We start from the raw sequence: 25,033 nt of genomic DNA on the forward strand, positions 1-25,033 counted from the left end.
CAGCTCGACGCGAGCAATTCGAGTCCGGGCCGTGTCCAGCAGACCCGCCTCGCCTAGATCTGCAGTGGGCCAAACCGATAAAGTTTCCCCGAGCAGATGTTTTCCACTCGGCCATCGGCAAGCCGACATGCCTTTCTGGGTACACGCCCTATTGCGCGGTCCGCGCGATGAGCGGGCAGCTTTCGAGCATCGTGCCGGGGCGGGCGCCTTCGATGGCGACGCAGGGCCGGGAGCGATCGATGGTGAGTGCGTAACGATCCAAGAGCGCGCTACGGTCCGGTTCGCCGCGCATGTGCAATTCGCGGACGCCGCCGGGCAGCGGCGCGTTCAGCCCGGCGCGAATGCGCTGGTCGAAGATGCCGCCGGGCACGATTGGCACAGCGATGTCGGCGAGCAGGTAGAAGCGGGACTGGGAGGGGAGCTGCGGCGCGATATAGGCGAGCGGCTTGCCGAGGATGAAGTACGTCGCGGGCTCATCGAGCTCGTGAGCGATCTTCGGCCGGTAGACATCGGACCAGGGGCGGTGCCACCAGTCCGCCGGCTGCGACCACGCTGCGATCGCGGCTGCGAGCGTCAACGTCAGCACGGTGAGCGGACGAGGGGACGCCGTCAGCCATGTCGGCCCCGCGCTCTCGGCAAGACGCGCGAGCAGCAGAACGATCAGCGGGCCGCACAGCAGCTCCAGAACGATCGCATAGCGCTGGATCGAGAACAGGCCGAGCCACGCCAGGTAGGAGACGACAAACAGCACCACCAGCTGTATGTCACGTCGTGTGAAGATTGCACTGTTTCGCCGCGTGCGGATCCACAGGCCGAGCACGAACAGGACCATCACCACCGCGAAGCGCGCGTCGCGGAACGGATGCTCCGCGCCTCTGTGGTCGCCGATCAGCCAGTAGAAGGGGTAGGCCAGTGCATCGAGCAGGCCGTGGGGCATGAACTGCGCATCCATCAGGTTGACGCCGGCCACCTCGCTTGACTGGAACAGTGCATTGAACAGCGGGAAGATCGGATTGCCGGTATCGCGCCACGTGATCAGGCACCATTCGCCGCCGGTGAGCGCCGCGCCGACCATCCCGCCGGCTCCAAGTAGCGTCATCGCCCGCAGCGGACGCGCGGAGACGAGCAGCACCGCGGCAGCGCCGATCGCGTAGACGACATTGGTCAGCTTCAGTCCGACTGCGGCGCCGATCAGGAATCCGGCGAGCAGGACACAGATCGCGGGTCGGCGGTCCGCCGTCAGGATCAAAAGGCTGCCGCCGATCACCGGCAAGGCCAGCAGCACGTCGGAAAAGCTCGTGCCGACTTCCGAGAGCGTCATCGGACCCGACGCCGCGATGACGACCGCCGCCGCGACCGAGGCGATCGTCGCGGCCTGCCGCAGGACAAGCCGTGCAAACAGGCAGATCAGCGCGAGGTTGAGGCCGTGAACGGCGCCGATGATCATCAGCCCATAGGGCGCCGGCAGGAGGTGGCGGAGATAGTAGACCGGAAAATAGACGATCGGATTGAAGTAGGTCTGAAAGCCCGGCGGGATCACATCGACGCCGTAGCGGCCGTTGAGAACGGCCCACACATTGTATTCGTGGTAGTTCTGCCAATCCCAGTTGACGTCCTCGCCCATTGCCAAGGTGTAGAGCGCGCCTGCCAGCATCGAGCAGACGGCAACAGCGATGGCTGCAAGCGCATTTCCGCGCAGCTTCGCCGTCCATGATCGCCGCAGCCTTCCGGCCGCGGCTATGGACATCACCTCTCGCAGATCGGAGGAAATCGCCGCGCGTTCCAGCATCATGGCGCCATCTGCGCCGGGAACGTCGCGAGCAGAGCCGGGTCGCTGAACCGCAGAAAGCCCGCTCGTGAAACGCATTGCCGAATTCCAGTTTACAACCGCAGGACTACGGCAAGCCAGTTAAGGTTGCATGAATCAAAGCGGGAACTTTGCGCGCTTACACGCAAAAGTCGCGAATGGTCGAGAAGTCGAATGGGTCCTTGCGGGTCGACCTGAAGCTCTTGAAGGAAAGACGATACTCGGCCGTAGGGCGTGCGGCCGGCGTGGGGGACAGGAAGCGCGCCATGGTTATCGGCGGACGCGCTTGGCCTCGGTCAGTGTCTCCGAATGCATCACGTGTGACCCGGATCAACTCAGGATGAAGTCGTCCGCGAACGTGATTTGGCCCGGCATGACGTCCGCCAGCCAGATCTCCGAGGATCCGAACTGGACGAGCACGCCGCCTTCCGCATATTCGGTCAGAGTAACGTTCTGCGCGGCGTTCTGGGCCGTGACCCCGGTGCCGCGCATGTCGATCATGTCGCTCCCGTCAGTGAAGTCGTCGACCTGGAAGGCGCCGCTATCGGCATTGAACACCAGGACGTCGGCGCCGTCGCCGGTTGTGATCCACTTGACGCCGCCCAGTCCCTGGAAGGTGTCGTTGCCGGCGCCGCCCTGCATGACGTCATCGCCGGCACCGCCGAGCAGAGTGTCGTTGCCATCCTCGCCGAACAGAACGTCGTTGCCGCTGCTGCCGGTGATGACGTTGTCGAGCGCGTTGCCGGCCGCCGTGAAGCCGCCGCTGTTCGATCCGGTGAGATTCTCGACGTTGTTGCCGAGCGTATAGGCCGACAGCGAGGTCTCGACCTCGTCGATACCTTCATCGGCACTCTCGCTGACGACGTCATTGCCGGAATCGACGATATAGATATCGTTTCCGGTTCCTCCGATCATGATGTCGTCGCCGGCGCCACCATCCAGAACGTCGTTGCCGCCAAGACCGTTCAGGGTGTCGTTGCCGCCGAGCCCGTTGAGCGTGTCGGCCTCGTTGGTGCCGGTGAGCGTATCGGCCGCGGAGGTCCCGTTCTGCGTGACGCCGGCGACGTCCGTGACTGAAAGCGTGAACATCTTGTCGAAGCTCAGCCCGCCCTGATCCACGATGCGAACCGTGACATCGTGCGAGGTGGCAGCCTCGTAATCGAGCAGCGCTGCGTTCGCGACCGTGATCTCGCCGGTCGTAGCATTGATGGCAAAGCGACCGTCGGCATTGTTCGTGAGCGAATAGCTCAGCACAGCCCCGGCGTCGGGGTCTATTCCCGTCACGGTGCCGACAACAGTGCCGTTGGCCTCATTCTCGGCAACCGAACCACCGTTCAAGGTCGCGTTGGTCGGGGCGTGATTGTCCCCGCCGCCTGAGGTGTCGAAGATGAAGTCGCCGTCGAACGTGATCTGGCCCGGCATGACGTTCTCGAACCAGATCTGCGACGTTCCGAACTCGACCAGAACGCCGCCTTCCGCATATTCGGTCAGGGTGACGTTCTGCGCGGCATTCTGCAAGGTGATGCCGGTGCCGCGCATGTTGAGCTTGTCGTTACCGTCGCTGAAATCGTCGACCTGCAAATATCCGCTGGCGGCGTTGAAGATCAGCGTGTCCTGCCCGCTGCCGGTCGTGATCCAGTTCTGGCCGCCCTGGCCGTCGAAGATGTCGTCACCGGCGTTGCCTTGCAGAACGTCGTCACCGGCCCCGCCCAATAGCGTATCGTTGCCGTCTCCGCCGAACAGGACGTCGTTGCCGCTGTTGCCCGTGATGACGTTGTCGTGCGCGTTGCCGCTCGCGGTCAATGCCGTCGAGGTCGTCGCCGTCACGTTCTCGACGTTTGCGCCGAGCGTATAGCTCGACAGCGAGGTGCGAATCTCGTCCATCCCCTCGTCGGCATTCTCGTTCACCACGTCACCGGCGTCATCGACGATATAGATGTCGTTTCCGGCGCCGCCGTTTGCACTCTCGATCAAGGCGAGCGGGTCATATGTGCCGTTCTTCTGATCCAGAATGTGACCGCTGAAAAAGTCTGCACCTAGGAACAAGAACAAGGGAGCGCCGGACCACGATGAAAAATCAGACGAATCCCCATAAAGCGTTCCGACCACGCCACCCGCGTCACGCTGGCCCAGTTGGGTGATCGTCGGTACTTTGCCGGTACCCAACACGTCAGCAATCACGTTCTTAGCGATGTCGTCCGATGACTGCTGTATTAGGGCGTCGCTTGCCTCGCTCCCGGTGCGAAGGAGATACTGCTCTTTTGTGTACGCACGAATGAATGTGGAGAAGGCGCCCGCCCCTTGATTGATCTGGACAGCCCCGCGCAACCATAGCCAGGCAGACGCATCGGCGTCGGGCTTTGGACTGGCCACTGAGCCCGCCTGCGTCTGCACATCTACGAGGTACTGGTACGCGAGATAATACTTGTTCTGAAAGTCCGATGTTTGTCCCTGCCAATATTGCGCATCAGCTGGATCCAACGTTCCGTTGATCAGCTGGTTGAGTTCCGCAAGTTCGGCTAGCTCCTGCGAGTTGCGCGACGAGAACTGACTGGCGTCACAGCTAGGCACCGCGCGACCGGCAGGTCACTTCAGGGCAGGCCTACCTGAGCAGAATCTCTTTAGCTGTAATGGAGTTGTCGTTCCGTGCGCTGAACCTTTTATGAGGATTCACATTGTTTGCTCGCGCACTGAAATTTCAAACTACCTTGAACTAGCGCATTCGCCGAAAGGTTGCAAATAATACTTCGTGCAACGGCGCGACCGTTCGCAGATTTCCATGTACTTGATATGGTGACTCAGATTGATCTGGCTGATGCGACCTGCGCGCCTCGGCACAAGGATATCATGCATTGATGCGCCAGCGCCGAATCATGGGCTCTGGGGAGCTGACTGGGCCAGAATGAAATGTATGGCTGTCATTTCTCAAATGAGACACAATCAAAGCAAATGTCCCGACCAAAAAGCTCTCGGGATGTCAATTGCGCTGCAAAAAGTTAGAGGTAAGTCCTCGTGAAGGAACGGCTTCGTCGGGTTGGGCCCATCGCGATGGCGATCATGCGTTGCCTGCTGCTCATTTCTTGTCTGTTCTGTTCGCTCGCGAGCAGTCTCGCGGCTGCACCGGATCGTCTTTCGTCGAGATTCTGTCTCGTTCCGATTCGAGGCGGCACCCCGACTGAAAAGGATTTCAATGACGCTTGGAGGATGGTCTCCAAGGTCATCATGCTCCCCGGCGTGCCGAGGCCGGTCATATACGCCTATAATCGAGGCGGCGTCTGGACTATCGACGACAACCGAGCCCTTGTTCCGTTCGGAGGCGAATTCCCCTCCAACCCGATTCTTGACCAGATTGCGCACGATCCGGAAAGCGGCCGCGTCATCGGGGTAAACAGTGCGGTCGGCATTTTCGCGATGGATCCCGGCCAATCGCTATTCAGAAAACTGTACGGCTTGAGCGACACTCCACTGCGGCATCCTAACTCCGTCGAGTTCATTCCGCGCTTCAAGGGCTTCGTGATCAGTGACCATACTGGCCTCTATCTGCTGGACCGCGCCGGCGCGTTGTCGCCGCTGCCCATTGCCGATCATGCGACACTCGGGGCCCCCTCCCGGGTATTTGATCTCCCAGCTTTTGATGCGCTCGTAGTCAACGCGCAGAACTCGTCTGCTGTCGTCCGCTATGATGGCGAAGTAATTCACGTCGCGACGCTTGACCGCTTCGACTTTGCGCGTGGCGTCAACGTTGAGGCGGACGGGAGCGTTTCAATACACGGAAACAGGAAGACGTACACCGTTCGCCTGAGCAGGGAATCGCGGAAACCGATCGTTCAGGGGCGGTCATTCGTTGTCGGGGAAGCCCCGCTGCACTTGAGCCATACCCGCCTCTCTGCTCCAAGCATCGGCAAGACGATAGCTATTCGGCGATCGGGCCTCGTCGAACTGGGATCCTCTGGACCAATCCCGATCGTCCTCCCATTCGACGCTGCGCGGGAACCAATCCGCGCGGTCACGGAGATACCAGAATATAGGGCGGTCTTCATCCTAACCGCGGCCTCGGCTTATGCCCTCCAGGACGACGGCTCGGTCACTGAAATCCCGGGCGCCCGAGATGTTGGCGTCTCCCGTCTCGGCCCTTTGCTTGGCCTCATTCCCGTTCGCAACGAAACGATTTTCCTCGGTCGGAACAGGCTTAATCTTCTGCTGGACAAGAGGATTTCCGGCGAGGCGGCGTGCGATGGCGCCGGTTAAAGATCCGGCCAGCCATCGAAAAGCGATCAGACGACAATAGTCATGGGAATTTCTCGCGTTTTGCGAGCGTCAATGCGATTCCCGCGTGTTCTCGACGTAAACTAGCGTAGATCGGAATGGTGCGGTGGGTGCCACCGCTCCCGCGTGCGGCTTTGCGGGCAGAGCTTCGGCGCCCCCGTCCGCTCACCATGACGCTTCACGCATTTCCATCTTGTCATTCCGCCTGAATAGTTGTTCAGTCCTTGCGGGGCGATTTGCATCTTTTGCGTGACGAAGCGTCGGGCCGCAGGGCGTGCGGCCGGCGTGTGGGACAGGAAGCGCGCCATGGTTTATCGGCGGACGCATCAAGTGGTGAAGCGCCTTGCGGCGCGGCGCAGCGCGATTTTGGCGGCGGCGCGGGAGGCGGCGGCGGAAGGCGGGATGGCGGCGGTGCAGATCGCGCCGGTTGCGGTCCGGGCCAATGTCGCGGCCGGCACCGTCTATCGCTATTTCCCCTCCAAGGCCGAGCTGATCTCCGAGCTCATTGCCGAGGTCTCCCGCGACGAGCTTGCGGCGATCCGACGGGCGGCCGATGCGGCCCCGGGGCCGTCGTCGGCGCTGGCGGCCGCCGTCACCACCGTGGCGGTCCATACGCTGTCGCAGCGCCGGCTGGCCTGGGGCATCCTGGCCGAGCCTGTCGATGTCGATGTCAGCGCCTCCCGCCTCGCCAGCCGGCGCGAGATCGCGGGCGAGATCGCTGGCCGGATCGATGCCGCGGTGCGCGCCGGCCATCTGCCGGCGCAGGATACCGCGCTCGCCGCCACCGCCTTGCTCGGCGCACTGCACGAGGCGCTGGTTGGCCCGCTCGCGCCCGACAATCTCGACGATCCCGTCAAGATGCGCGATGCGGTGCAGACCGTGACGCTGCTGGCGCTGCGCGCGGTCGGCGTCATGGACGCCCGCGCCCGCGGCCTCGTGGTCCAGCAGACCCTGCTGCCGACGACCAAGGCGCTGGTCGGCGCGTAAAATCGCGCTGCGGGCGAGGTTGGCGACCTGATCGCGCGCAGGCCATTGCCTGCGCAAAACCCCGGCAAGGTCCGGCCGAGCGGCCGGCTACTGTGCATGGGGTTGTTTTTCGACTTTTTGTTTGGCGGCCCCGGCGGGCCTACATGTTCGCGTCGCCCTCGGGGCCGACCGAGGCGATGCGCACCATGTTGGTGGTGCCGGGAATGCCGAGCGGCACGCCGGCGACGATGATCACGCGCTGGCCGGCGCGGACGAATCCGTCCCGGAACGCGATCTGGCCGGCGCGGCTGACCATGTCGTCCTGGTCGCGCGCGTCTTCCGCCACCACGCAATGCACGCCCCAGGCGACCGCGAGCCGGCGGCCCGCGGTGATGTTCGGCGTGATCGCCACGATCGGCGCCTTCGGCCGCTCGCGCGCCACGCGCACGGCGGTCGAGCCCGATGAGGTCCAGCAGATCAAGGCCGGCAGGTCGAGCGTCTCGGCGATCTGCCGCGCGGCGTCGGCGATGGCATCGCCCGCGGTGGATTCCGGCGCCGGGCGCTGGGCCATGATCACGGAACGGTAGGTCGGGTCGCGCTCGACCTCCTCGCCGATGCGGTTCATGGTCGAGACCGCCTCGACCGGGAATTTGCCGGCCGCCGATTCCGCCGACAGCATGATGGCGTCGGCGCCCTCATAGACCGCGGTGGCGACGTCGGAGACTTCGGCGCGGGTCGGCACCGGCGACTGGATCATCGATTCCAGCATCTGGGTCGCGATCACGACCGGCTTGCCGGCGCGGCGCGCCATGCGTGTCATCTGCTTCTGCAGGCTCGGCACCCGCTCCAGCGGCAGCTCGACGCCGAGATCGCCGCGCGCCACCATCAGCGCATCGGAAGCCTCGATGATGTCGGCGAGGCGGTCGATCGCCTGCGGCTTCTCGATCTTGGCCATCACGGCGGCACGGCCACGGATCATCTTCTTGGCCTCGATCACGTCGTCGGCGCGCTGCACGAAGGACAGCGCGATCCAGTCGACACCGGTGACGAGGGCGGCCTCGAGGTCGGCGCGGTCCTTCGGCGTCATCGCCGAGACCGGCAAATCGGTGTCGGGCAGGCTGACGCCCTTGCGGTCGCTCATCTTGCCGCCGACCACGACACGCGTCACCGCACGCTCCTTCGAGGTCTCCTCCGCGATCAGCCGCACCTTGCCGTCGTCGAGCAGCAGCGCATGGCCGGGCCGCAGCGCCGCCAGGATTTCCGGATGCGGGAGATGGACGCGCGTGGCATCGCCCGGCGTCTTGTCGGAATCCAGCGTGAAGGCCTGGCCGTTCTGGAGCTGGATCGCCCCCTCGGCAAAGGAGCCCAGTCTCAGTTTCGGGCCCTGCAGGTCGACCAGGATGCCGATCGGCCGGCCGTAGCTGCTCTCGACGTTGCGGATCGTCGCCACCAGCTCCCGCATCTTGTCATGCGGAGTGTGGCTCATGTTGATGCGGAACAGGTCGGCGCCGGCCTCGAACAGGCGGCGGATCATCGCGAGGTCTGAAGAGGCCGGTCCCAGGGTCGCAAGAATCTTGATACGGCGAAGGCGCCTCATGGCTTATTTCCAGACGGGGGTGGCAGGCCGGGCGAGCCCGGGGGCGTAGCACCGGGCGGGCCATTGGGCAAACCCGGAACGCCGCCCGGACCCACCGGGCCGGGCAGGCCAGGCACGCGCTGCTGCGCCGGCTGTTCGTTGGCGTCGGTCAGCTGCACCGTCCAGGCCCGCTGCTCGCCGGTGTCGACCTCGAAATAGCCGGTGCGGTCATAGCCGCGCGCCAGGCAATCCTCGGTGCCGCGGATGGTGAACTCCTTGTCGCGCGAGCACATGAAGGCCTGGCCCGACCATTCGCCGCCGCGGTCGTAGTCGATGGCGTAGATGTAGTAATAGCGGGCGACCAGCGTGCCCCGCAGCAACGTCTCGCAGGAGCGGGACGAGATGTTCCACCAGCCCTCGGTGGTCCAGCCCTCGGCGTCCTTGTAGCCGAGCGCAATCCCGACCCGGCTCGACGTGTTGTTGCAGAGGCGGAAATCGGCGGAAGCCGGGCTGGCGGAGAGGCACAGCAGGGCGACCGCCAGCACCGGGACCAACCGGGCGAGCAGGCGAAGCGGGGAGCGGGGAGATTCGGTCGTCATTGTCGCGGAAGCTATACCAGATCATTGACGATTTGGCGTTGGGCCGGGGGCAGCCGGGCTGTGGCCCCTTTGCGCTGCGATATGGCAAAATCTGTGACAAGACCCACCTGATCCCGTAACCCTGCCCCGAACGGACCTTGAGGGAAGACAGCCATGGCAATCGACGACAAAACCAGAACGGAGCTCGAGGCGGCCGCTTTCCGGCGCCTGGTGGAGCATCTGCGGAGCCGCACCGACATCCAGAACATCGACCTGATGAATCTGGCCGGTTTCTGCCGCAACTGCCTCTCCAACTGGCTCAAGGACGCCGCGGACGCTCAGGGCGTCGCCTTGAGCAAGGACGAGAGCCGGGAGGCCGTCTACGGCATGCCCTACGAGACCTGGAAGGCGAAGTACCAGGGCACGGCCTCGCCCGAGCAGCTCGAGGCGATGAAGAAGGTCCATCCGCACGGGCATTGAACGAGCCATCGCGGTGCCCTGAGTCGCACCACACAATAGCTTTCTGTGCGCCGGCGCAGGAAGGTGTGGGCGCGCTGTGGACGAACGTGATGCTTGCTTGAACGCTGGGAGCGCCGACCCTAAGGGTCTACCCAGCACGCGCGGTGAGGGATGCCGGCGTCACCTCGTTTTGCCAGTTCCATTGGGAGTACCAAGATGGCCACCTCCGCCGCCGTCCGCGACGACGAGCCCGCGACGAAATTTGCCAAGGACCAGCTCAAATCCATCATCGAGCGCATCGAGCGGCTGGAGGAAGAGAAGAAGGCGATCTCCGACGACATCCGCGACGTCTATGCCGAGAGCAAGGGCAACGGCTACGACGTCAAGGCGCTGCGCACCATCGTGCGCCTGCGCAAGCAGGACCCCAACGAGCGCGCCGAGGCCGAGACCATTCTCGAGACCTACATGCAGGCACTGGGGATGATCTGAAGGCGACAGGACCGCGCCTCATCCGTAAGAGTACCTCGCCGGGCCGCAATTTGCGGGGGCCCGCGCTTGGGCAAAACCCGCTGGTCTGCTAGAATGCTCGGTGAAGGGACCGAGCAATGGATGTGCCTGGACCAGAGCGCAGGCTCGCCGCGGTCCTCGCCGCTGACATGGTCGGCTTTAGTCGTCTCATGGAGGTCGACGAGGGCGGTACGCTCGCGCGTCTCAAGACCCACCGGATCGAGCTCATCGATCCGGCGATTGCCAAAAACCACGGCCGCATCATCAAGACAACAGGCGACGGCCTGCTCGTCGAATTCCATAGCGTCGTCGATGCAGTGTTGTGCGCTGCTGAAATTCAGAGCCGGATGGGGCGCCGCAACGCCGATGTCCCGCCGCCGCGATGGATACAATTCCGCATCGGTATCAATCTGGGCGACGTGATCGTCGATCAGAACGACATTTTCGGCGACGGTGTCAACGTCGCGGCACGGTTGGAGGCGCTGGCCGAACCTGGAGGCATCTGCATCTCCAGCGCGGTGCGCGACCAGCTGGGCCAGCGTCTCGATGGCGTCGCATTCGAGGACATCGGCGAGCAGAACGTCAAGAACATCGCGCGTTCCATCCGCGTCTACCGGATTCGATTGGAGGATGGGCTGGCAAGCGCACCAGCCGGCACGACGGCCGCCGCAAAGGCGACTGGCAAGTCGAAGAAGCCGTCAATCGCCGTGCTGCCCTTCGCCAACATGAGCGGCGATCCGGAACAGGAGTTCTTTGCGGATGGTTTGACCGAGGACATCATCACGGAGCTTTCCCGCTTCCACGACCTGCTGGTGATCTCGCGCAACTCGACCTTCGTGTACAAGGGAAAGTCGGTCAAGGTGCAGGACGTCGGCCGCGAATTCGGTGTCGACTACGTCATCGAGGGAAGCGTGCGAAAGGCCGGGGATCGCGTCCGCGTCACCGTGCAGCTGATCGATGCGGAGACCGACCGGCATATCTGGGCCGAGCGTTACGACGGCGAGCTCAAAGACATCTTCGCGATCCAGGACGAGATGACCCGGGCGATCGCCGCCACGTTGCCCGGCCGTGTCGAGGCCGCGACGCACGATCGGGCGACCCGCAAGCCGACGGACAACATGGCAGCCTATGAATGCGTGTTGGCCGCAAAGGTCTTGCACCATCGCTCCAATCGCGAAGACAATGCGCGGGCGCAGCTTCTGCTCGATCGGGCGCTCGAACTCGACGGCAACTATGCTCACGCGCACGCGTGGAAGGCGTGCGTCCTCGGCCAGACCTGGGTCTATAACTGGTGCGCGGATCGCGACGCTACCTTTGAGCAGGTGGCTGCAGAGCTGGAAATCGCGCTGGGCCTCGACGACAATGACAGCGACGTCCACCGCATCCTCGCGGCACTCAATCTGAACCGCGACGACCACGACAAGGCCACTTACCATCAGGAGCGTGCGCTCGCGCTCAACCCGAACTATGACCTCGTGGTGGTGCAGCAGGGCGAACTGCTGACCTGGCTGGGGCGGCCGGAGGAGGGCATCGACTGGATCAAGAAGGCGATGCGGCTCAACCCGTATCACCCGGAACGCTTCTGGAGCCATCTCGGGCGCGCCTATTACTGTGCCGAGAAATACGCCGAAGCCGCCGAAGCCTTCTCGAGGATCTCACGCCCCGATCACACCCATCATGCGTTCCTTGCCGGGATCTTCGCGCAGATGGGCAATGCAGTGGCGGCTGGCGCGCACGCGGCCGAAGTTCTCAAGCGTGAGCCGGCATTTTCGGTGGCCAATCATCTCGCTACCCAGCATTACAAGCAGCAGCTCGATCGTCAGCGCTATGAGGCGGGCCTTCTCCGGGCAGGCCTGCCGGCTTGATCTGGCGCGCTGCGGGGACCGACCAGCTCTGCGCCTCAGCGCAGCGCGGCGGTGCGCAAGACGAAGGACGTCGTCTCGAGCTTTGCGGTCGCGCTGCCCGAGAAATTGTCGCAGGACAGGCCCTGCATCGGGTCGTCGGAGAAGCCCATCGCGATCACGGCCTTCGGCTTGACGAAATAGCCGCGCAGCGCCGCGGTATCGAGCTCGCCCATCAGCGTCACCGACATCGCGCGGCTGGCGCTCGGCGACAGCATCACGATCTTGAGCCAGATGCTCTCGCCCTTGGCCGCGGAGAGGCGGGTCGCGGTTGCGATCCTGCCGTCGATGCTCTTGCCGACCACCGTGTTGATCTCCGTCGCCTGAGCCACGCTGCGGGGGCGGGCGGTGCGCGGGACCGGCGCGGAGGCGGCGACGACAGTGGCGCGGTCGACCGGGGAGGCCGCCGGCGCGAACGCCAGGGCTTGGAGGGCCGCGTTGGATACGCTCGCGGTTGGTTGCGGATCGGTGGCCGCGGCCAGCGCCTGGCGCGCCTTCAGCGCTGCGACCTGCGCCGGCGTCGCCTGCTGCGGCGTGGCCGGAACGTCATCCCAGAAGCCGCGCGCATTGATGATGTCGGCCGGGGTCTCCGGCTTGCCGGAAGCGGGCTTGTCAGCCACAGGCTCGGGCTTCGGCTTGGGCGGCGCGACGATCTGCGCATCGGCCGAGGCGAGCTGGAGGGTTGCGGCGATCTGCGGCTTGGCGCGCGGCGTCGGCACCGGCTCGGCGGGCTTGGCAGCTGCGACGACGGTCGGTGCCGCCGGCTTCGCGCCCGGGGCGGGCGCGCCCTCGTCATCCTCGTCGCTGGCGGCCGGAGCTGCCGACTTGCCCCTGAACAGCGCGGCGAAGAAATTCGGTTTGCTGCCGGCATCGTCGCCGCTGCCGCGCCGCTCGATCTCGGCCTTGGCGAGCTCATAGCCCTTGAGCGGCGTGCCGTCGGTCGGCAGATGCACCGTCTTGCCGTCCGGGAACACGCGCGCAAGCTGGTCATGCGTCATGCGCGGCCAGTGCCGGATGCTGCCGGTGTCGAGGTGCACGAAGGGCGAGCCGGATGTCGGGTAGAATCCGACGCCGCCGCGCTGCAGGCGCAGGCCGGCGAAGCGGATCTGCTCCAGTGGCACGCCGGGAATGTAGAAATCCATCGCATGCCCCAGCATGTGCTGGCTGAAGCGCGCCACACCGGAGGAGCGGCGGCGGAGCATTGCGTTGGTGGCGGGAGAGCGATAGGAGGAGATGATCTGGATCGGCTGCTTGCCGTCGACGTCGCGATAGACTTCCCAGAGGATGTCGAACAGGCGACGGTCCATCACCGTCTCGTCCTGGGTGCGCCAGTCGCGCAGGAAGTGGTTGAGCTGCTTCAGCGCCGCTTCGTCATAGCGGCCGTCGCGCTTGAAGGTGACGGTGAGGTCTTCGCCGGAATGGGTGTGGTGGAAGGAGAGCGTCTTGGTCTCGTTCAGCGCGGCGGCGTCATGAACCGAACCGGCGGCCGCAAGCAGCAATGCAGCCGCGAGGCCGATCCGGGATCCGGCCTTCACGCCCGCATGGGACAACGACAGCACAGAAAATTGGCGTGCGAGACCAGTCAGCACGTATGAGCCCACCCAGTCGACGAGCGTTCAAATGGACTCTCCCGCCAACCCCGTTAGCAGCGCGAAAGAGGATGAACGCTTTCTTAAAGCGAGAAGGTTAATTTGAAGTTGACCTTCCCGCCCCCAAACCAAGTCAGAATGCGATCCTAAGCGGTTGACTGTGGCAAAAAAACGCCCGCCGCCCGAGGGCAGGTCACAGCATGGTTAACGTCAAGCGGCCCCATCCAAAGGGATGAGGCCGCTGATTTCATTGGATAATTTCTGTAAGCCAGGGTGCCGAGCGGGGCTCAGCGGGTAAACACCCGCTGCGGACGGCGGCCGACCGGCGCCGGCGGCGCGGCCGGGGTGGACGCCCCGAACAACCGCTCGAAGAAGTTGGGTCCGGACGAGCCGAAGCCGCTGCCATTGTTGGCCACGGCCACCCCGGAGGGCAGCGTCGTCGCGGGACGCGAATAGCTCGGCTGGGAATGCGCCACGACGGCCTCGAGGTCCTTGCCGCGGTTGTTCTTCAGGATGTTGATCATGGTCGCGTCGCGGCCATAGACGTCCTTGCGGAATTGCAGCTTGCCGGCGTCGTCCACGAACGCGGTCTGATAGGTGATGTTGACCGGGATCGGGGTCGGGAATTTCAGGTCGATCTCGCTCTTGCCGTACATGCTGCGCACGCGCTCCGGCGTGTACTTCTCGCCCGGCATGGCGATGTTGAGCAGCACCGACGCATACTGATCCGGATTCTGCACGCGCATGCAACCGTGACTGAAGGCGCGCTCGTCCCTGGCGAACAAATGCTTGTCCGGCGTGTCGTGCTGATAGACCAGGAACTTGTTCGGGAAGTTGAAGCGGATGCGGCCGAGCGCGTTGGCCTCGCCGGGCGGCTGCGAGATGTGCACCGAACCGTCGCGGTTCTGCTCGAGCCTGAGGCCCATGCGCTGAAGCACGGTCGGGTCCTGCTGCAAGGCGGGCAGGTATTCGTTGTAGACGATCGACGGCGGCACGTTCCAGGTCGGATTGACCGTGATGTACTTCATCGTCTCGGTGAGCAGCGGGGTCGCATGCGAGCCCGGCTTGCCGGTCACGACGCGGGTGGTCCAGACCTGCTGGCCGCGCTGCATCACCTTCAGCGTGAAGTCCGGAATGTTGAGGATGACATAGGCATCGCCCAGCGACGGCGCGCCGAGGTCGCGCGGCAGCCAGCGCCAGCGCTCCATGTTCACCAGCACCACGTCGATCTGCTTGTCGCGCTTGGGGGTGTTGAGCGCCTTGACCGTCTTGTCGTCGAGGATGCCGGTCGGCTTCATCTCGGCGCCGCTCTGGAATTTGCGCACGGCTTCGGCGACCGCAGCGTCGTAGCGGGTGTCGCTGGCATTCTCGGCGAGGCCGAGCTTGGCGCGCAGTTGCGGCACGCGCGGATCTTCCACGACGATCTCAGCCTGCTTCTTGCCGGCCGGGGTATATTTCAGCGCCGGACCGTCGGCGATCTCGATCACCGGACCGCTGCCCTGGCCGCGCAGCTCGGCGAGCTTGGCCTTCAGCTCCTTGTAGAGCTTGTGCGGCGGGTTGTAGCTGTCGAGCGCCGCGGAGGCGTCTGCCGCCGTCGTGACCTTGGCGAGCACCTCGCCGGGGTCGACCGGGTGCTCGGGATAGAGGATGTCGCCACTGACCTGCGACCAATGCATGCGGCCGCTCTGGGCGTGGCGCGCGTAGTCGAACATGCCGGCGGTGAGCTTGAGCTCGGCATCGGCCAGCGCATCGGGTGTCGTGGCCGCGGCGAAATCCGGCACCGGATAGTCGGCGGGATTGAGACCGTCGGAGGCCGCGTCCTTGAGCCGCGCGATCACGCCCTTGGCCGCAGCAGTCAGGCTACCGCCTTGCGTCCAGACCGGCGCGAAGTCGCGCGCGCCGTAAAACTTCTCGACGGCCGCGCGCTCGTTCTTGCGGTCGAAATGGCGCGAGGTCTTGGCGCCGATCATGTCCTTGAGCCTGTCCGCGACCGGCTGGTCGGCGGCGGGCACGTTGCTTGCGGCCTTCACCGGCTCGGCGGCCGGCGCTGCGGGAGCCGCCGGCGTGGCGGTCGCGGTGTCGGCCTTGGCCGGCTCGGTCTTCGCAGTCTCGCTCTTCGGCGCTTCTGGCGCTGGTGTGGTGGCAACGTCGGACGGCTTGGTCTCGACCTTGTCCGGCGCCGGCGCGACGTCCGCCTTGGCGGAGTCCCTCGCGGCGTCCTTAACGGAATCCTGCACCGTGGCGGTGGTGTCCAGCTTGATGTCGGCTGCAGTCGGGGGCGGGACGTTTGCCGGCTCCGGGCGCGGGATCGCAGCTTCGATCGCGAGCTCGGCAGCGCTGCTGCGCGCCTGATCCTGTGCCAGGGCCGAGCTGGCCGACACCGTGAGGAAGGTCGCCGCGACCGTCATCAAGACACGGTCAAAGCCCACACGATGATTCAAACAGTCACGCATTGTGTCGCACCCCTCGGGTGAACTGTTCCTTCGTGGAACAGCTTCGTTATCGCCTATTAATGAGTTTCGGCTAAAACCGCGCCGGCCTCTCGAAAGTTGCACGCCTGCACGCAACGATTCTGACGCAGACGATACACAGGCCCCGATTTTGCAGCCAGCGCTACCCGGGACAACTCACCACAAACTGACTTCAAGGGAGCCTCTTGGCAACGGATTGCAGGCTTCTGCCACGCGCTTTTCCCTCTGTCTGTCACTTCCAAGTCACGGTTCAATCGCAACCGAATTCTGTCATCATGCGAGCGGCTTAGATGTGGTCTTTCAGGAGGTTGTCCATTCGGCCCTGACCGGGAACTCTGAAGTCGCCAAACCACAGCGATTCGCGGAGAACCGAATGGACACCCACAAGAATGCTCCCCTGACACCGAAAGGTCGAGAGGCGATGGTTCGTGCCGTCGTGGATTTCGGCCTGTCCAAAGCAGCCGCGGCGCGCCAGTTCAATACGACGCCGAAAACGGTTGCCAAATGGGTCGGCCGTTTCCGCATGGAAGGCGTTGATGGCTTGCGCGACCGCTCGTCACGACCTCATTCACTGCCGAGCCAAACAGAGCCTGCCACATGCACCGCTGTTGAGGTCTTGCGGCGCCAGCGCCACACCGGCAAGCAGATCGCGGTCGAACTCAAGATATCGACGGCCACTGTGAGCCGCATTCTGCGTCGTTTGGGACTGAACCGGATACGCGACCTGGAGCCGGCCGAGCCGGTGCGCCGCTATGAGCGCGAAACGCCGGGCGAGATGATCCACATCGACATCAAAAAGCTCGGCCGCTTCGACAAGATCGGCCACCGCATCACCGGCGATCGCACCGGTCAGAGCAACAACCGAGGGGTCGGCTGGGAATTCGTCCACGTCTGCATTGACGATCACTCCCGCGTCGCCTTCTCCCAGATCTTGCCCGATGAAAAAGCCGAGAGCGCCGTAGCCTTCCTCAAAGCGGCCATTGATTATTACAAAGGCCTCGGCGTCACCGTCACCCGGGTCATGACCGATAACGGCAGTTGTTACAAAGCCTTCGACTTCCGCGACGCCTGCCAGGAGCTCGGCCTCAAGCACAAGCGAACCAGGCCTTATACGCCCAAAACCAATGGCAAGGCCGAACGCTTCATCCAGACCGCGCTCAGGGAGTGGGCCTATGCGCAAGCCTATCCCACCTCCGACCGCCGCGCCGAGGAGTTGCCCCGTTGGCTCCATCGATACAACTGGCATCGCCCCCACGGCGGGATAAGATCTCAAACGCCGATCAGCAGGCTCGGTCTAACCGAGGACAACCTCTTGAGGCTCCACACTTAGAGCGGTCTCGCACCGCCGCGCGAACCGCCGTTCGCACTGGGCTCAGTGCGTCTCTTCACCGCTTTTGCCGCCATGCCCAGGAACCCCGGCCTCGTCGAGTTTGCGGTAGAGCGTCGAGCGGCCGATTTTGAGGCGGCGGGCCACTTCGGACATCTGGCCGCGATAGTGCGAGATCGCGAAACGGATGATCTCGTTCTCCATGTCTTCCAGCGAGCGGACATCCCCGGTCGCAGTGAGCATGGAGAGCGTTCCCATCAGGGGGAGTGGAGCAATTGGTATTTCATTACCCGACACCAGGGAAGGCGTCGCCGCCGGCTCGAGCATCAGCGGGGCGGATGGAATATCCGTGGCGGGATGCGGATGCGAGGCGAGCAGGGGGAAGTCGCCGAGACCGAGCTGGTCTCCGTCGCTCATCACCACGGCGCGATAGACTGCGTTCTCGAGCTGGCGGATGTTGCCGGGCCAGTCGAGCTGGGCAAGGTGGGCCACGGCCTCGCCGCTGATCCCCGTGATCGGGCGGTTCTCCTCGGCGGCGATGCGCGCGATGAAATGCCTGAGCAGATGCGGGATATCCTCACGCCTGGCACGCAGCGAGGGGATCGTCAGCGGCAGCACGTGCAGCCGATAGAACAGGTCTTCGCGGAAATGTCCCTGCTTCACCCGCTCCAGCAGCTTGCGGTTGGTCGCCGAGATGATGCGGACGTCGACCTTGAGCGGCTTGCGGCCGCCGACCGACTCCACGGCGCCTTCCTGGAGCGCGCGCAGCAACTTCACTTGCGCCGTCAGCGGCAGCTCGCTGACCTCGTCCAGAAACAGCGTGCCGCCATGAGCCTCGACGAACTTGCCCGTGTGCCGCTCGGTGGCGCCGGTGAAGGCGCCCTTCTCGTGGCCGAACAGGATGGACTCGACGAGGTTGTCGGGAATCGCGCCGCAATTGACCGCAACGAACGGCTTGGCCTTGCGCTCGCCGCTGCCATGGATGGCGCGCGCGAACATCTCCTTGCCGACGCCGGACTCGCCCTCGATCAGCACGGGGATCGCGGAGTTTGCCGCCTTCTGAGCGGCGCGCATCACGCCCGCCATCGCTTCGGAGCGGGTGATGATGTCGGAGAAGGTGAGTCGTCCTTCGCGGCTGTGACGGATGCGCTGCAATTCGCCCTTCAGCGCGGACGTGTTGAGCGCGTTGCGAAGCGAGACCTGGAGCCGCTCGACGCCGACCGGCTTGACGACGAAATCGGCCGCGCCCGCGCGCATCGCGGAGATCACGTTGTCGATGCCGCCATGGGCGGTCTGCACGATGATGGGGACGCTCAGCCCCGCTTCGCGGATCTTCGCCAATACGCCCATGCCGTCGAGGCCGGGCATCACGAGATCGAGGATGACCGCGTCGATGGCCGGTCCGTCGGGGGCGGTGAGGGCGGCAATTGCGGCGTCGCCGGAGTCCACGACGACCGTCTCATAGCCGCATTTCTGCACCATGTTCTCGACCAGCCGGCGGGCTACAGCGTCGTCGTCGGCGATCAAAATACTGGCAGCCATGGTGTTCCCCGCACGCTACTACTATCTGTCTCGAATCGGGGCACTCTGGCCGAAGCCGATTAACGCACGCTTAAACCTTGATGCCCCCGCCCGCCGCCGCGATTGTTGAACACAGGTTTCCCACACAATGAATTCGCGCTCCAAGTCTGCCTCGACCGAGACCGCTCTCAAGAAGTCCGCACCCAGCAAGCCCGCTCTCCGTAAGCCGAGCACCAAAAAATCCGCCGCCAAGGCAAGACCCTCCAAAGCTGCGAGCAAGACCGGCAAGCTTCCGGAGTGGAACCTGGCCGACCTCTATTCCGGGATCGACGCGCCGGAAGTGGCGCGCGATCTCGAGAAAATGGATGCCGACTGCGTCGCCTTCGAGACGGACTACAAGGGCAAGCTGGCGACAGGGACAGCAAACGAAGATGGCGGAAAATGGCTCGCCGAAGCGGTGCGACGCTATGAGGCGATCGACGATCTCGCCGGCCGTCTCGGCTCCTATGCCGGCCTCGTCCATGCCGGCGACAGCGTGGACCCAGCGATTTCAAAGTTTTACGGCGATGTGTCCGAGCGGCTGACGGCCGCGTCCACGCATCTGTTGTTCTTCGCGCTCGAGCTCAACCGGATCGATGACGATATTTTGAATCGCGCGATGCAGGCTGCCGAGCTGGCGCACTACCGTCCCTGGATCGAGGATCTGCGGAAGGAGAAGCCGTACCAGCTCGACGACAAGCTCGAGCAGCTCTTCCTGGAGAAGGCGCAGACCGGTTATTCAGCCTTCAACCGGCTGTTCGACCAGACCATCTCCAGCCTGCGCTTCAAGCTCGGCACCAAGGAGCTCGCGATCGAGCCGACGCTCAACCTGTTGCAGGACCGCGACGGCGCCAAGCGCAAGAGCGCGGCGGAGGCGCTGGCGAAGACCTTCAAGGCCAATGAGCGCACCTTTGCGCTGATCACCAACACGCTCGCCAAGGACAAGGACATCTCCGACCGCTGGCGCGGCTTCAAGGACGTTGCCGATTCCCGCCATCTGAACAATCGCGTCGAGCGCGAGGTCGTCGACGCGCTGGTCGCCTCGGTGCGCGCAGCCTATCCAAAGCTGTCGCATCGCTACTATGCGCTGAAGGCGAAATGGTTCGGCAAGAAGCGGCTGGCCTATTGGGACCGCAACGCGCCGCTGCCTTTTGCGGCGACTGACGTCATCGCCTGGCCGGAGGCGCGCAGCATGGTGCTGACGGCCTATCGCGGCTTCTCGCCCAAAATGGCCGATATCGCCGAGCGCTTCTTCACCGACCGCTGGATCGACGCGCCGGTGCGGCCGGGCAAGGTGCCGGGGGCGTTCTCGCATCCGACCACGCCGTCGGCGCATCCTTACGTGCTCATGAACTACCAGGGCAAGCCGCGCGACGTGATGACCCTCGCGCATGAGCTCGGCCATGGCGTCCATCAGGTGCTCGCGGCAAAGAACGGCGCGCTGATGGCGCCGACGCCGCTGACGCTGGCGGAGACCGCGAGCGTGTTCGGCGAGATGCTCACCTTCAAGCGGCTGCTGGCCCAGACCAAGAACGCCAAGCAGCGCCAGGCGCTGCTCGCCGGCAAGGTCGAGGACATGATCAACACCGTGGTGCGGCAGATCGCGTTCTATTCCTTCGAGCGCGCGGTCCACACCGAGCGCAAGAACGGCGAGCTCACCGCGACCCGGCTCGGCGAAATCTGGCTGTCGGTGCAGGGCGAGAGCCTCGGGCCGGCGATCGAGATCAAGGCGGGCTACGAGAATTACTGGATGTACATCCCGCACTTCATCCACTCGCCGTTCTACGTCTACGCCTACGCGTTCGGCGACTGTCTCGTGAACTCGCTCTATGCGGTCTACGAGAGCGCGGCCGAGAGTTTTGCCGAGCGCTATCTCGACATGCTCGCCGCCGGCGGCACCAAGCACTATTCCGAGCTGCTGCGCCCGTTCGGGTTGGATGCCAAGGACCCGAAGTTCTGGGACGGCGGCTTGAGCGTCATCGCAGGCATGATCGACGAGCTCGAGGCGATGGGCTGAGGTGAGCGCTTTTGGTGGGACCCACGTAAAACATCTGTTGAACTAAAGCTTGGGCGATGTTATACATATGTATAACATCGCTGGAGCCATGCCATGAAGATCGAGATCAAGAAGATTGGCAATTCCGACGGACTGCTGCTTCCCCGTGAATTGATGCAGCGGCTCGATCTCAAGCGCGGACAGCAATTGCACGTCGTGGAATTACCCGGCGGTGGTTTTCAGTTGCTGCCTTACGATCCCGACTTCGAGCGGACGATGGAAATCGCCGACGAGGTGATGGACAAGTATCGCGACACGCTCGCGGCGCTTGCGAAATAGTCGGCTCATGCAATGAGCGATCCTCAGGAGCCGCTCTGGATTACTTACGAGCAGGCCGTCGCCATTCACAGCCGGCAACTCCGGCGCTTCGGTGGTGCGCCGGGATTGCGCGACGAGGGCATGCTGCGCTCGGCGCTGGAACGGCCGATCAACAAGTGGCGCTATGAGCAGGCGCCGATGGACGAACTCGCTGCAGCCTATGCATTTGGCCTTGCGAAAAACCACGCATTCGTCGACGGAAACAAGCGTATCGCCTTCATGGCGATGATGGTCTTTCTGCACAAGAACGGCGTGGCGTTCAGTCCCGATCCGGCGGAAGCGACGACCATCATCCTCTCTCTCGCCGCCGGCGAAGTCAGCGAGGAGAGCCTCGCGCGCTGGATCCGCGACAATCTGGATTCCAAATGACCCGATTTGCCGGAAAACCCCGCCTCGCTGCCGTTGCCCTGTCTAAATCTTTCAGGTATCCCAGCCCGAGAATTCGACTTTCGACTGGGGACAATCCATGGCTGACCATAGCGAAGTGGCGTACAGCACTGCCGACGGCAACGACTACGTTGCCCACGAGCAGACCTATGAGGGTTTCATCAAGCTGGTGAAATACGGCACGGCCTCGGTCGCGCTCATCGTGATCCTGATGGCGATCTTCCTCACCTGATCCATCCGTTGTCGCACCGCCAGCGCTGTCGGTGCCCATAAAATTTGCATTCAAGCCGGTTCTAAAACCGGTATCCAACGTTGCGGGAGTAACGCTAAGTTCGCGTGCGCGCTTTGTCCCGCGTCGCCGGAGGGCCTATGAAGATCGCCGTTGCCAAGGAAATCGATCCGTCGGAGCCGCGCGTTGCCGCTTCGCCCGATACGGTGAAAAAATTCAAGGCGCTCGGCGCCGCGATCACCGTCGAGCCGGGTGCCGGCATCAAGTCGGGCCTGCCGGATTCCGAATTCACCGCAGCCGGCGCCACCGTCAGCACTGACGCGCTCAAGGACGCCGATATCATCATCAAGGTGAAGCGTCCCGAGGCATCCGAGCTTGCGCAGTACAAGCGCGGCGCCCTCGTCATCGCGATCATGGATCCTTACGGCAACGAGGCCGCGCTGAAGACGATGGCCGACGCCGGCATCGCCGCCTTCGCGATGGAACTGATGCCGCGGATCACCCGCGCGCAGGTGATGGACGTGCTGTCCTCGCAGGCCAATCTCGCCGGCTACCGTGCCGTGATCGAGGGCGCCGAGGCCTTCGGCCGCGCCTTTCCGATGATGATGACCGCAGCCGGCACGGTGCCCGCCGCGAAAGTGTTCGTGATGGGCGTCGGCGTCGCCGGCCTCCAGGCGATCGCGACCGCGCGCCGTCTCGGCGCCGTCGTGACCGCGACCGACGTGCGGCCGGCCACCAAGGAGCAGGTGGAATCGCTCGGCGCAAAGTTCCTCGCCGTCGAGGACGAGGAGTTCAAGAACGCGCAGACCGCCGGCGGCTATGCCAAGGAAATGTCCAAGGAATACCAAGCCAAGCAGGCCGCGCTCACCGCCGAGCACATCAAGAAGCAGGACATCGTCATCACCACCGCGCTGATTCCGGGCCGCCCGGCGCCGAAGCTCGTCAGTGCCGACATGGTCAAGTCGATGAAGCCCGGCTCGGTGCTGGTCGACCTCGCCGTCGAGCGCGGCGGCAATGTCGAGGGTGCCAAGGCCGGCGAAGTCGTCGACCTCGATGGCATCAAGATCGTCGGCTACACCAACGTCGCCGGCCGCGTCGCAGCCTCGGCCTCCAGCCTCTATGCCCGCAATCTGTTCTCCTTCATCGAGACCATGGTCGACAAGAAGGAGAAGAAGCTCGCCGTGAACTGGGACGACGAGCTGGTCAAGGCCACCGCGCTGACGAAAGACGGCGCCGTGATCCACCCGAACTTCCAGCCGAAGGTTTAAGGAGACCCGTTATGGAGCACGCTGCACAGGTCGTCGACCCCTTCATCTTCCGGCTGTCGATCTTCGTCCTCGCCGTCTTCGTCGGCTATTTCGTCGTGTGGTCGGTGACACCGGCGCTGCACACGCCGCTGATGAGCGTGACCAATGCGATCTCCTCGGTGATCGTGGTCGGTGCGCTGCTTGCCGGCGGCGTTGCCAATGTTTCGAGCGGCTCGGGCTGGGCGCGCGCCTTCGGCTTCGTCGCGCTGATCTTTGCCTGCATCAACATCTTCGGCGGCTTCCTCGTCACCCAGCGCATGCTGGCGATGTACAAGAAGAAGTCGAAGTGAGCGGCCACCTCGGGCTGATGGGATCAATGGGGACCTGAGATGAGCGCCAACCTCTCTGCATTTCTGTATCTCGTGGCGGGGGTGCTGTTCATCCTGTCGCTGCGCGGGCTGTCCAGCCCGGCGTCGTCGCGCCAGGGCAATCTGTTCGGCATGATCGGCATGGCGATCGCGGTCGCCACCACGCTTGCCAACCATCCGCCGGCCGACGGTCTCGCGTGGGTGCTGGTGATTGTCGGCATCGCGATCGGCGCTGCGATCGGCGCGGTGATCGCGCGGCGCGTGCCCATGACGTCGATGCCGGAGCTCGTCGCGGCCTTCCACTCGCTGGTCGGCATGGCCGCGGTGCTGGTCGCCGCCGGCGCATTCTATGCGCCCGAGGCTTTCGATATCGGCACTCCAGGCAACATCCACACCCAAAGCCTGGTCGAAATGTCGCTCGGCGTCGCCATCGGCGCTTTGACCTTCACCGGTTCCGTGATCGCCTTCCTCAAGCTGTCGGCACGGATGAGCGGCGCTCCGATCATCCTGCCGGCCCGCCACGTGATCAACATCGTGCTTGCGATCGCGCTGGTCGCCTGCATCGTCGGCCTCGTCGTCACCGGCAGTCCGGTGTTCTTCTGGCTCAACGTCATCCTGGCGCTTCTGCTCGGCGTGCTCATGATCATCCCGATCGGCGGCGCCGACATGCCGGTCGTGATCTCGATGCTGAACTCCTATTCGGGTTGGGCGGCCGCCGGCATCGGCTTCACGCTCGGCAATTCCGCGCTGATCATCACCGGCGCGCTGGTCGGATCGAGCGGCGCGATCCTGTCCTACATCATGTGCCACGCGATGAACCGGTCCTTCATCTCGGTCATCCTCGGCGGCTTCGGCGGCGAGACCGCGGCGGCCGGCGGCGGCACGGGCGAGCAGAAGCCCGCCAAGCTCGGCTCGGCCGACGATGCGGCCTTCATCATGAAGAACGCCTCCAAGGTGATCATCGTGCCCGGCTACGGCATGGCGGTGGCGCAGGCCCAGCACGCGCTGCGCGAGATGGCCGACATCCTGAAGAAGGAAGGCGTCGAGGTGAAATACGCCATTCACCCGGTCGCCGGCCGCATGCCCGGCCACATGAACGTGCTGCTCGCCGAAGCCAACGTGCCCTACGACGAGGTGTTCGAGCTCGAGGACATCAACTCCGAATTTGCGCAGGCCGACATCGCCTTCGTGATCGGCGCCAACGACGTCACCAATCCGGCGGCCGAAGAGGACAAGTCCTCGCCGATCTACGGCATGCCGGTGCTTCAGGTCTGGAAGGCCGGCACGGTGATGTTCATCAAGCGCTCGCTGGCCTCGGGCTATGCCGGCATCGACAATCCGCTGTTCTACCGCGACAACACGATGATGCTGCTCGGCGACGCCAAGAAGGTCACCGAGAACATCGTCAAGGCGATGTAACG

Annotated in this window: 20 protein-coding genes; 13 read left to right on the top strand and 7 right to left on the bottom strand. The window is 64.1% G+C overall.

The window, feature by feature from the left end; all coding sequences use genetic code 11:
• Positions 1 to 148 precede the first annotated feature (148 nt).
• Positions 149 to 1,747, bottom strand: a complete 1,599-nt coding sequence (locus tag N2604_RS09325) for a glycosyltransferase 87 family protein (protein WP_260374444.1) — start codon at positions 1,745 to 1,747, stop codon at positions 149 to 151.
• A gap of 390 nt (positions 1,748 to 2,137) precedes the next feature.
• Positions 2,138 to 3,781: a cadherin domain-containing protein gene (locus N2604_RS09330; RefSeq protein ID WP_311739901.1), complete on the bottom strand. Its 1,644-nt coding sequence runs from the start codon at positions 3,779 to 3,781 to the stop codon at positions 2,138 to 2,140.
• 1,038 nt (positions 3,782 to 4,819) lie between these two features.
• Here N2604_RS09330 and N2604_RS09340 point away from each other — a divergent pair.
• Together N2604_RS09340 and N2604_RS09345 are read left to right on the top strand one after the other, a co-directional pair.
• The gene (locus tag N2604_RS09340) at positions 4,820 to 6,055 is read left to right on the top strand and encodes a hypothetical protein (protein WP_260374445.1); all 1,236 of its coding nucleotides are present in this window, start codon (positions 4,820 to 4,822) and stop codon (positions 6,053 to 6,055) included.
• A 324-nt stretch (positions 6,056 to 6,379) separates the two neighbouring features.
• On the top strand, positions 6,380 to 7,060 hold the full coding sequence (locus N2604_RS09345; RefSeq protein WP_025034128.1) for a TetR/AcrR family transcriptional regulator: 681 nt from the start codon (positions 6,380 to 6,382) through the stop codon (positions 7,058 to 7,060).
• 139 nt (positions 7,061 to 7,199) lie between these two features.
• Here N2604_RS09345 and pyk read toward each other — a convergent pair whose 3' ends face one another.
• Both pyk and N2604_RS09355 read right to left on the bottom strand, forming a co-directional pair.
• On the bottom strand, positions 7,200 to 8,636 hold the full coding sequence (gene pyk, locus N2604_RS09350; protein ID WP_260374446.1) for a pyruvate kinase: 1,437 nt from the start codon (positions 8,634 to 8,636) through the stop codon (positions 7,200 to 7,202).
• The gene (locus N2604_RS09355) at positions 8,633 to 9,214 is read right to left on the bottom strand and encodes a DUF1036 domain-containing protein (RefSeq protein WP_260374447.1); all 582 of its coding nucleotides are present in this window, start codon (positions 9,212 to 9,214) and stop codon (positions 8,633 to 8,635) included. The genes pyk and N2604_RS09355 overlap by 4 nt, the downstream gene beginning before the upstream one ends.
• Positions 9,215 to 9,367: 153 nt before the next feature.
• Between N2604_RS09355 and N2604_RS09360 the strand changes: the two genes are divergently transcribed.
• The 3 genes from N2604_RS09360 (at position 9,368) to N2604_RS09370 (ending at position 12,024) form a co-directional block, all read left to right on the top strand.
• The gene (locus N2604_RS09360; RefSeq protein ID WP_260374448.1) at positions 9,368 to 9,673 is read left to right on the top strand and encodes a DUF1244 domain-containing protein; all 306 of its coding nucleotides are present in this window, start codon (positions 9,368 to 9,370) and stop codon (positions 9,671 to 9,673) included.
• 195 nt (positions 9,674 to 9,868) lie between these two features.
• Complete coding sequence (locus N2604_RS09365) at positions 9,869 to 10,141, top strand: DUF2312 domain-containing protein (RefSeq protein ID WP_008546273.1); 273 nt, start codon at positions 9,869 to 9,871, stop codon at positions 10,139 to 10,141.
• Positions 10,142 to 10,257: 116 nt separating this feature from the next.
• Positions 10,258 to 12,024: an adenylate/guanylate cyclase domain-containing protein gene (locus N2604_RS09370; RefSeq protein WP_260374449.1), complete on the top strand. Its 1,767-nt coding sequence runs from the start codon at positions 10,258 to 10,260 to the stop codon at positions 12,022 to 12,024.
• 35 nt (positions 12,025 to 12,059) lie between these two features.
• Here the strand turns inward: N2604_RS09370 and N2604_RS09375 are convergent, their stop codons facing one another.
• On the bottom strand, positions 12,060 to 13,661 hold the full coding sequence (locus N2604_RS09375) for a DUF882 domain-containing protein (protein WP_260374450.1): 1,602 nt from the start codon (positions 13,659 to 13,661) through the stop codon (positions 12,060 to 12,062).
• Positions 13,662 to 13,936: 275 nt separating this feature from the next.
• Complete coding sequence (locus tag N2604_RS09380) at positions 13,937 to 16,102, bottom strand: murein L,D-transpeptidase (RefSeq protein WP_260374451.1); 2,166 nt, start codon at positions 16,100 to 16,102, stop codon at positions 13,937 to 13,939.
• A gap of 391 nt (positions 16,103 to 16,493) precedes the next feature.
• On the opposite strand from N2604_RS09380, the gene N2604_RS09385 reads away from it, so the two are divergent.
• On the top strand, positions 16,494 to 17,450 hold the full coding sequence (locus N2604_RS09385; RefSeq protein WP_260376190.1) for an IS481 family transposase: 957 nt from the start codon (positions 16,494 to 16,496) through the stop codon (positions 17,448 to 17,450).
• 42 nt (positions 17,451 to 17,492) lie between these two features.
• On the opposite strand, the gene N2604_RS09390 is transcribed toward N2604_RS09385, so the two are convergent.
• On the bottom strand, positions 17,493 to 18,989 hold the full coding sequence (locus tag N2604_RS09390; RefSeq protein ID WP_260374452.1) for a sigma-54 dependent transcriptional regulator: 1,497 nt from the start codon (positions 18,987 to 18,989) through the stop codon (positions 17,493 to 17,495).
• A 127-nt stretch (positions 18,990 to 19,116) separates the two neighbouring features.
• Between N2604_RS09390 and N2604_RS09395 the strand changes: the two genes are divergently transcribed.
• The 7 genes from N2604_RS09395 (at position 19,117) to N2604_RS09425 (ending at position 25,031) form a co-directional block, all read left to right on the top strand.
• Complete coding sequence (locus N2604_RS09395) at positions 19,117 to 21,024, top strand: M3 family oligoendopeptidase (protein WP_260374453.1); 1,908 nt, start codon at positions 19,117 to 19,119, stop codon at positions 21,022 to 21,024.
• Positions 21,025 to 21,117: 93 nt separating this feature from the next.
• Positions 21,118 to 21,342, top strand: coding sequence for an AbrB family transcriptional regulator (locus N2604_RS09400; RefSeq protein WP_124162834.1), 225 nt, complete (start codon positions 21,118 to 21,120; stop codon positions 21,340 to 21,342).
• 12 nt (positions 21,343 to 21,354) lie between these two features.
• Positions 21,355 to 21,750 (top strand): type II toxin-antitoxin system death-on-curing family toxin, encoded by a 396-nt coding sequence (locus N2604_RS09405; protein ID WP_260374454.1) that lies wholly within the window; start codon positions 21,355 to 21,357, stop codon positions 21,748 to 21,750.
• Positions 21,751 to 21,847: 97 nt separating this feature from the next.
• Positions 21,848 to 22,000: an aa3-type cytochrome c oxidase subunit IV gene (locus tag N2604_RS09410; RefSeq protein ID WP_018317799.1), complete on the top strand. Its 153-nt coding sequence runs from the start codon at positions 21,848 to 21,850 to the stop codon at positions 21,998 to 22,000.
• 137 nt (positions 22,001 to 22,137) lie between these two features.
• Positions 22,138 to 23,265 carry a Re/Si-specific NAD(P)(+) transhydrogenase subunit alpha gene (locus tag N2604_RS09415; RefSeq protein ID WP_260374455.1) on the top strand — a complete coding sequence of 376 codons (1,128 nt, stop codon included), beginning with the start codon at positions 22,138 to 22,140 and terminating at the stop codon, positions 23,263 to 23,265.
• Positions 23,266 to 23,276: 11 nt separating this feature from the next.
• Complete coding sequence (locus tag N2604_RS09420) at positions 23,277 to 23,594, top strand: proton-translocating transhydrogenase family protein (protein ID WP_014492434.1); 318 nt, start codon at positions 23,277 to 23,279, stop codon at positions 23,592 to 23,594.
• A 39-nt stretch (positions 23,595 to 23,633) separates the two neighbouring features.
• Positions 23,634 to 25,031 (top strand): NAD(P)(+) transhydrogenase (Re/Si-specific) subunit beta, encoded by a 1,398-nt coding sequence (locus tag N2604_RS09425; RefSeq protein WP_260374456.1) that lies wholly within the window; start codon positions 23,634 to 23,636, stop codon positions 25,029 to 25,031.
• The last annotated feature ends 2 nt before the right edge of the window (positions 25,032 to 25,033 follow it).

The sequence above is a fragment of the Bradyrhizobium sp. CB1015 genome (assembly GCF_025200925.1).
In the GTDB taxonomy this organism is placed as follows: Bacteria; Pseudomonadota; Alphaproteobacteria; order Rhizobiales; family Xanthobacteraceae; genus Bradyrhizobium.

What these genes read in the sequence shown, in the direction of transcription:
- pyk (WP_260374446.1), bottom strand. Translation starts at nt 8,636, where the DNA reads ATGAGGCGCCTTCGCCGTATCAAGATTCTTGCGACCCTGGGACCGGCC.
- N2604_RS09425 (WP_260374456.1), top strand. Translation starts at nt 23,634, where the DNA reads ATGAGCGCCAACCTCTCTGCATTTCTGTATCTCGTGGCGGGGGTGCTG.
- N2604_RS09390 (WP_260374452.1), bottom strand. Translation starts at nt 18,989, where the DNA reads ATGGCTGCCAGTATTTTGATCGCCGACGACGACGCTGTAGCCCGCCGG.
- N2604_RS09415 (WP_260374455.1), top strand. Translation starts at nt 22,138, where the DNA reads ATGAAGATCGCCGTTGCCAAGGAAATCGATCCGTCGGAGCCGCGCGTT.
- N2604_RS09400 (WP_124162834.1), top strand. Translation starts at nt 21,118, where the DNA reads ATGAAGATCGAGATCAAGAAGATTGGCAATTCCGACGGACTGCTGCTT.
- N2604_RS09345 (WP_025034128.1), top strand. Translation starts at nt 6,380, where the DNA reads ATGGTTTATCGGCGGACGCATCAAGTGGTGAAGCGCCTTGCGGCGCGG.
- N2604_RS09420 (WP_014492434.1), top strand. Translation starts at nt 23,277, where the DNA reads ATGGAGCACGCTGCACAGGTCGTCGACCCCTTCATCTTCCGGCTGTCG.
- N2604_RS09360 (WP_260374448.1), top strand. Translation starts at nt 9,368, where the DNA reads ATGGCAATCGACGACAAAACCAGAACGGAGCTCGAGGCGGCCGCTTTC.
- N2604_RS09380 (WP_260374451.1), bottom strand. Translation starts at nt 16,102, where the DNA reads ATGCGTGACTGTTTGAATCATCGTGTGGGCTTTGACCGTGTCTTGATG.
- N2604_RS09385 (WP_260376190.1), top strand. Translation starts at nt 16,494, where the DNA reads ATGGACACCCACAAGAATGCTCCCCTGACACCGAAAGGTCGAGAGGCG.
- N2604_RS09370 (WP_260374449.1), top strand. Translation starts at nt 10,258, where the DNA reads ATGGATGTGCCTGGACCAGAGCGCAGGCTCGCCGCGGTCCTCGCCGCT.
- N2604_RS09410 (WP_018317799.1), top strand. Translation starts at nt 21,848, where the DNA reads ATGGCTGACCATAGCGAAGTGGCGTACAGCACTGCCGACGGCAACGAC.
- N2604_RS09355 (WP_260374447.1), bottom strand. Translation starts at nt 9,214, where the DNA reads ATGACGACCGAATCTCCCCGCTCCCCGCTTCGCCTGCTCGCCCGGTTG.
- N2604_RS09395 (WP_260374453.1), top strand. Translation starts at nt 19,117, where the DNA reads ATGAATTCGCGCTCCAAGTCTGCCTCGACCGAGACCGCTCTCAAGAAG.
- N2604_RS09365 (WP_008546273.1), top strand. Translation starts at nt 9,869, where the DNA reads ATGGCCACCTCCGCCGCCGTCCGCGACGACGAGCCCGCGACGAAATTT.
- N2604_RS09325 (WP_260374444.1), bottom strand. Translation starts at nt 1,747, where the DNA reads ATGTCCATAGCCGCGGCCGGAAGGCTGCGGCGATCATGGACGGCGAAG.
- N2604_RS09405 (WP_260374454.1), top strand. Translation starts at nt 21,355, where the DNA reads ATGAGCGATCCTCAGGAGCCGCTCTGGATTACTTACGAGCAGGCCGTC.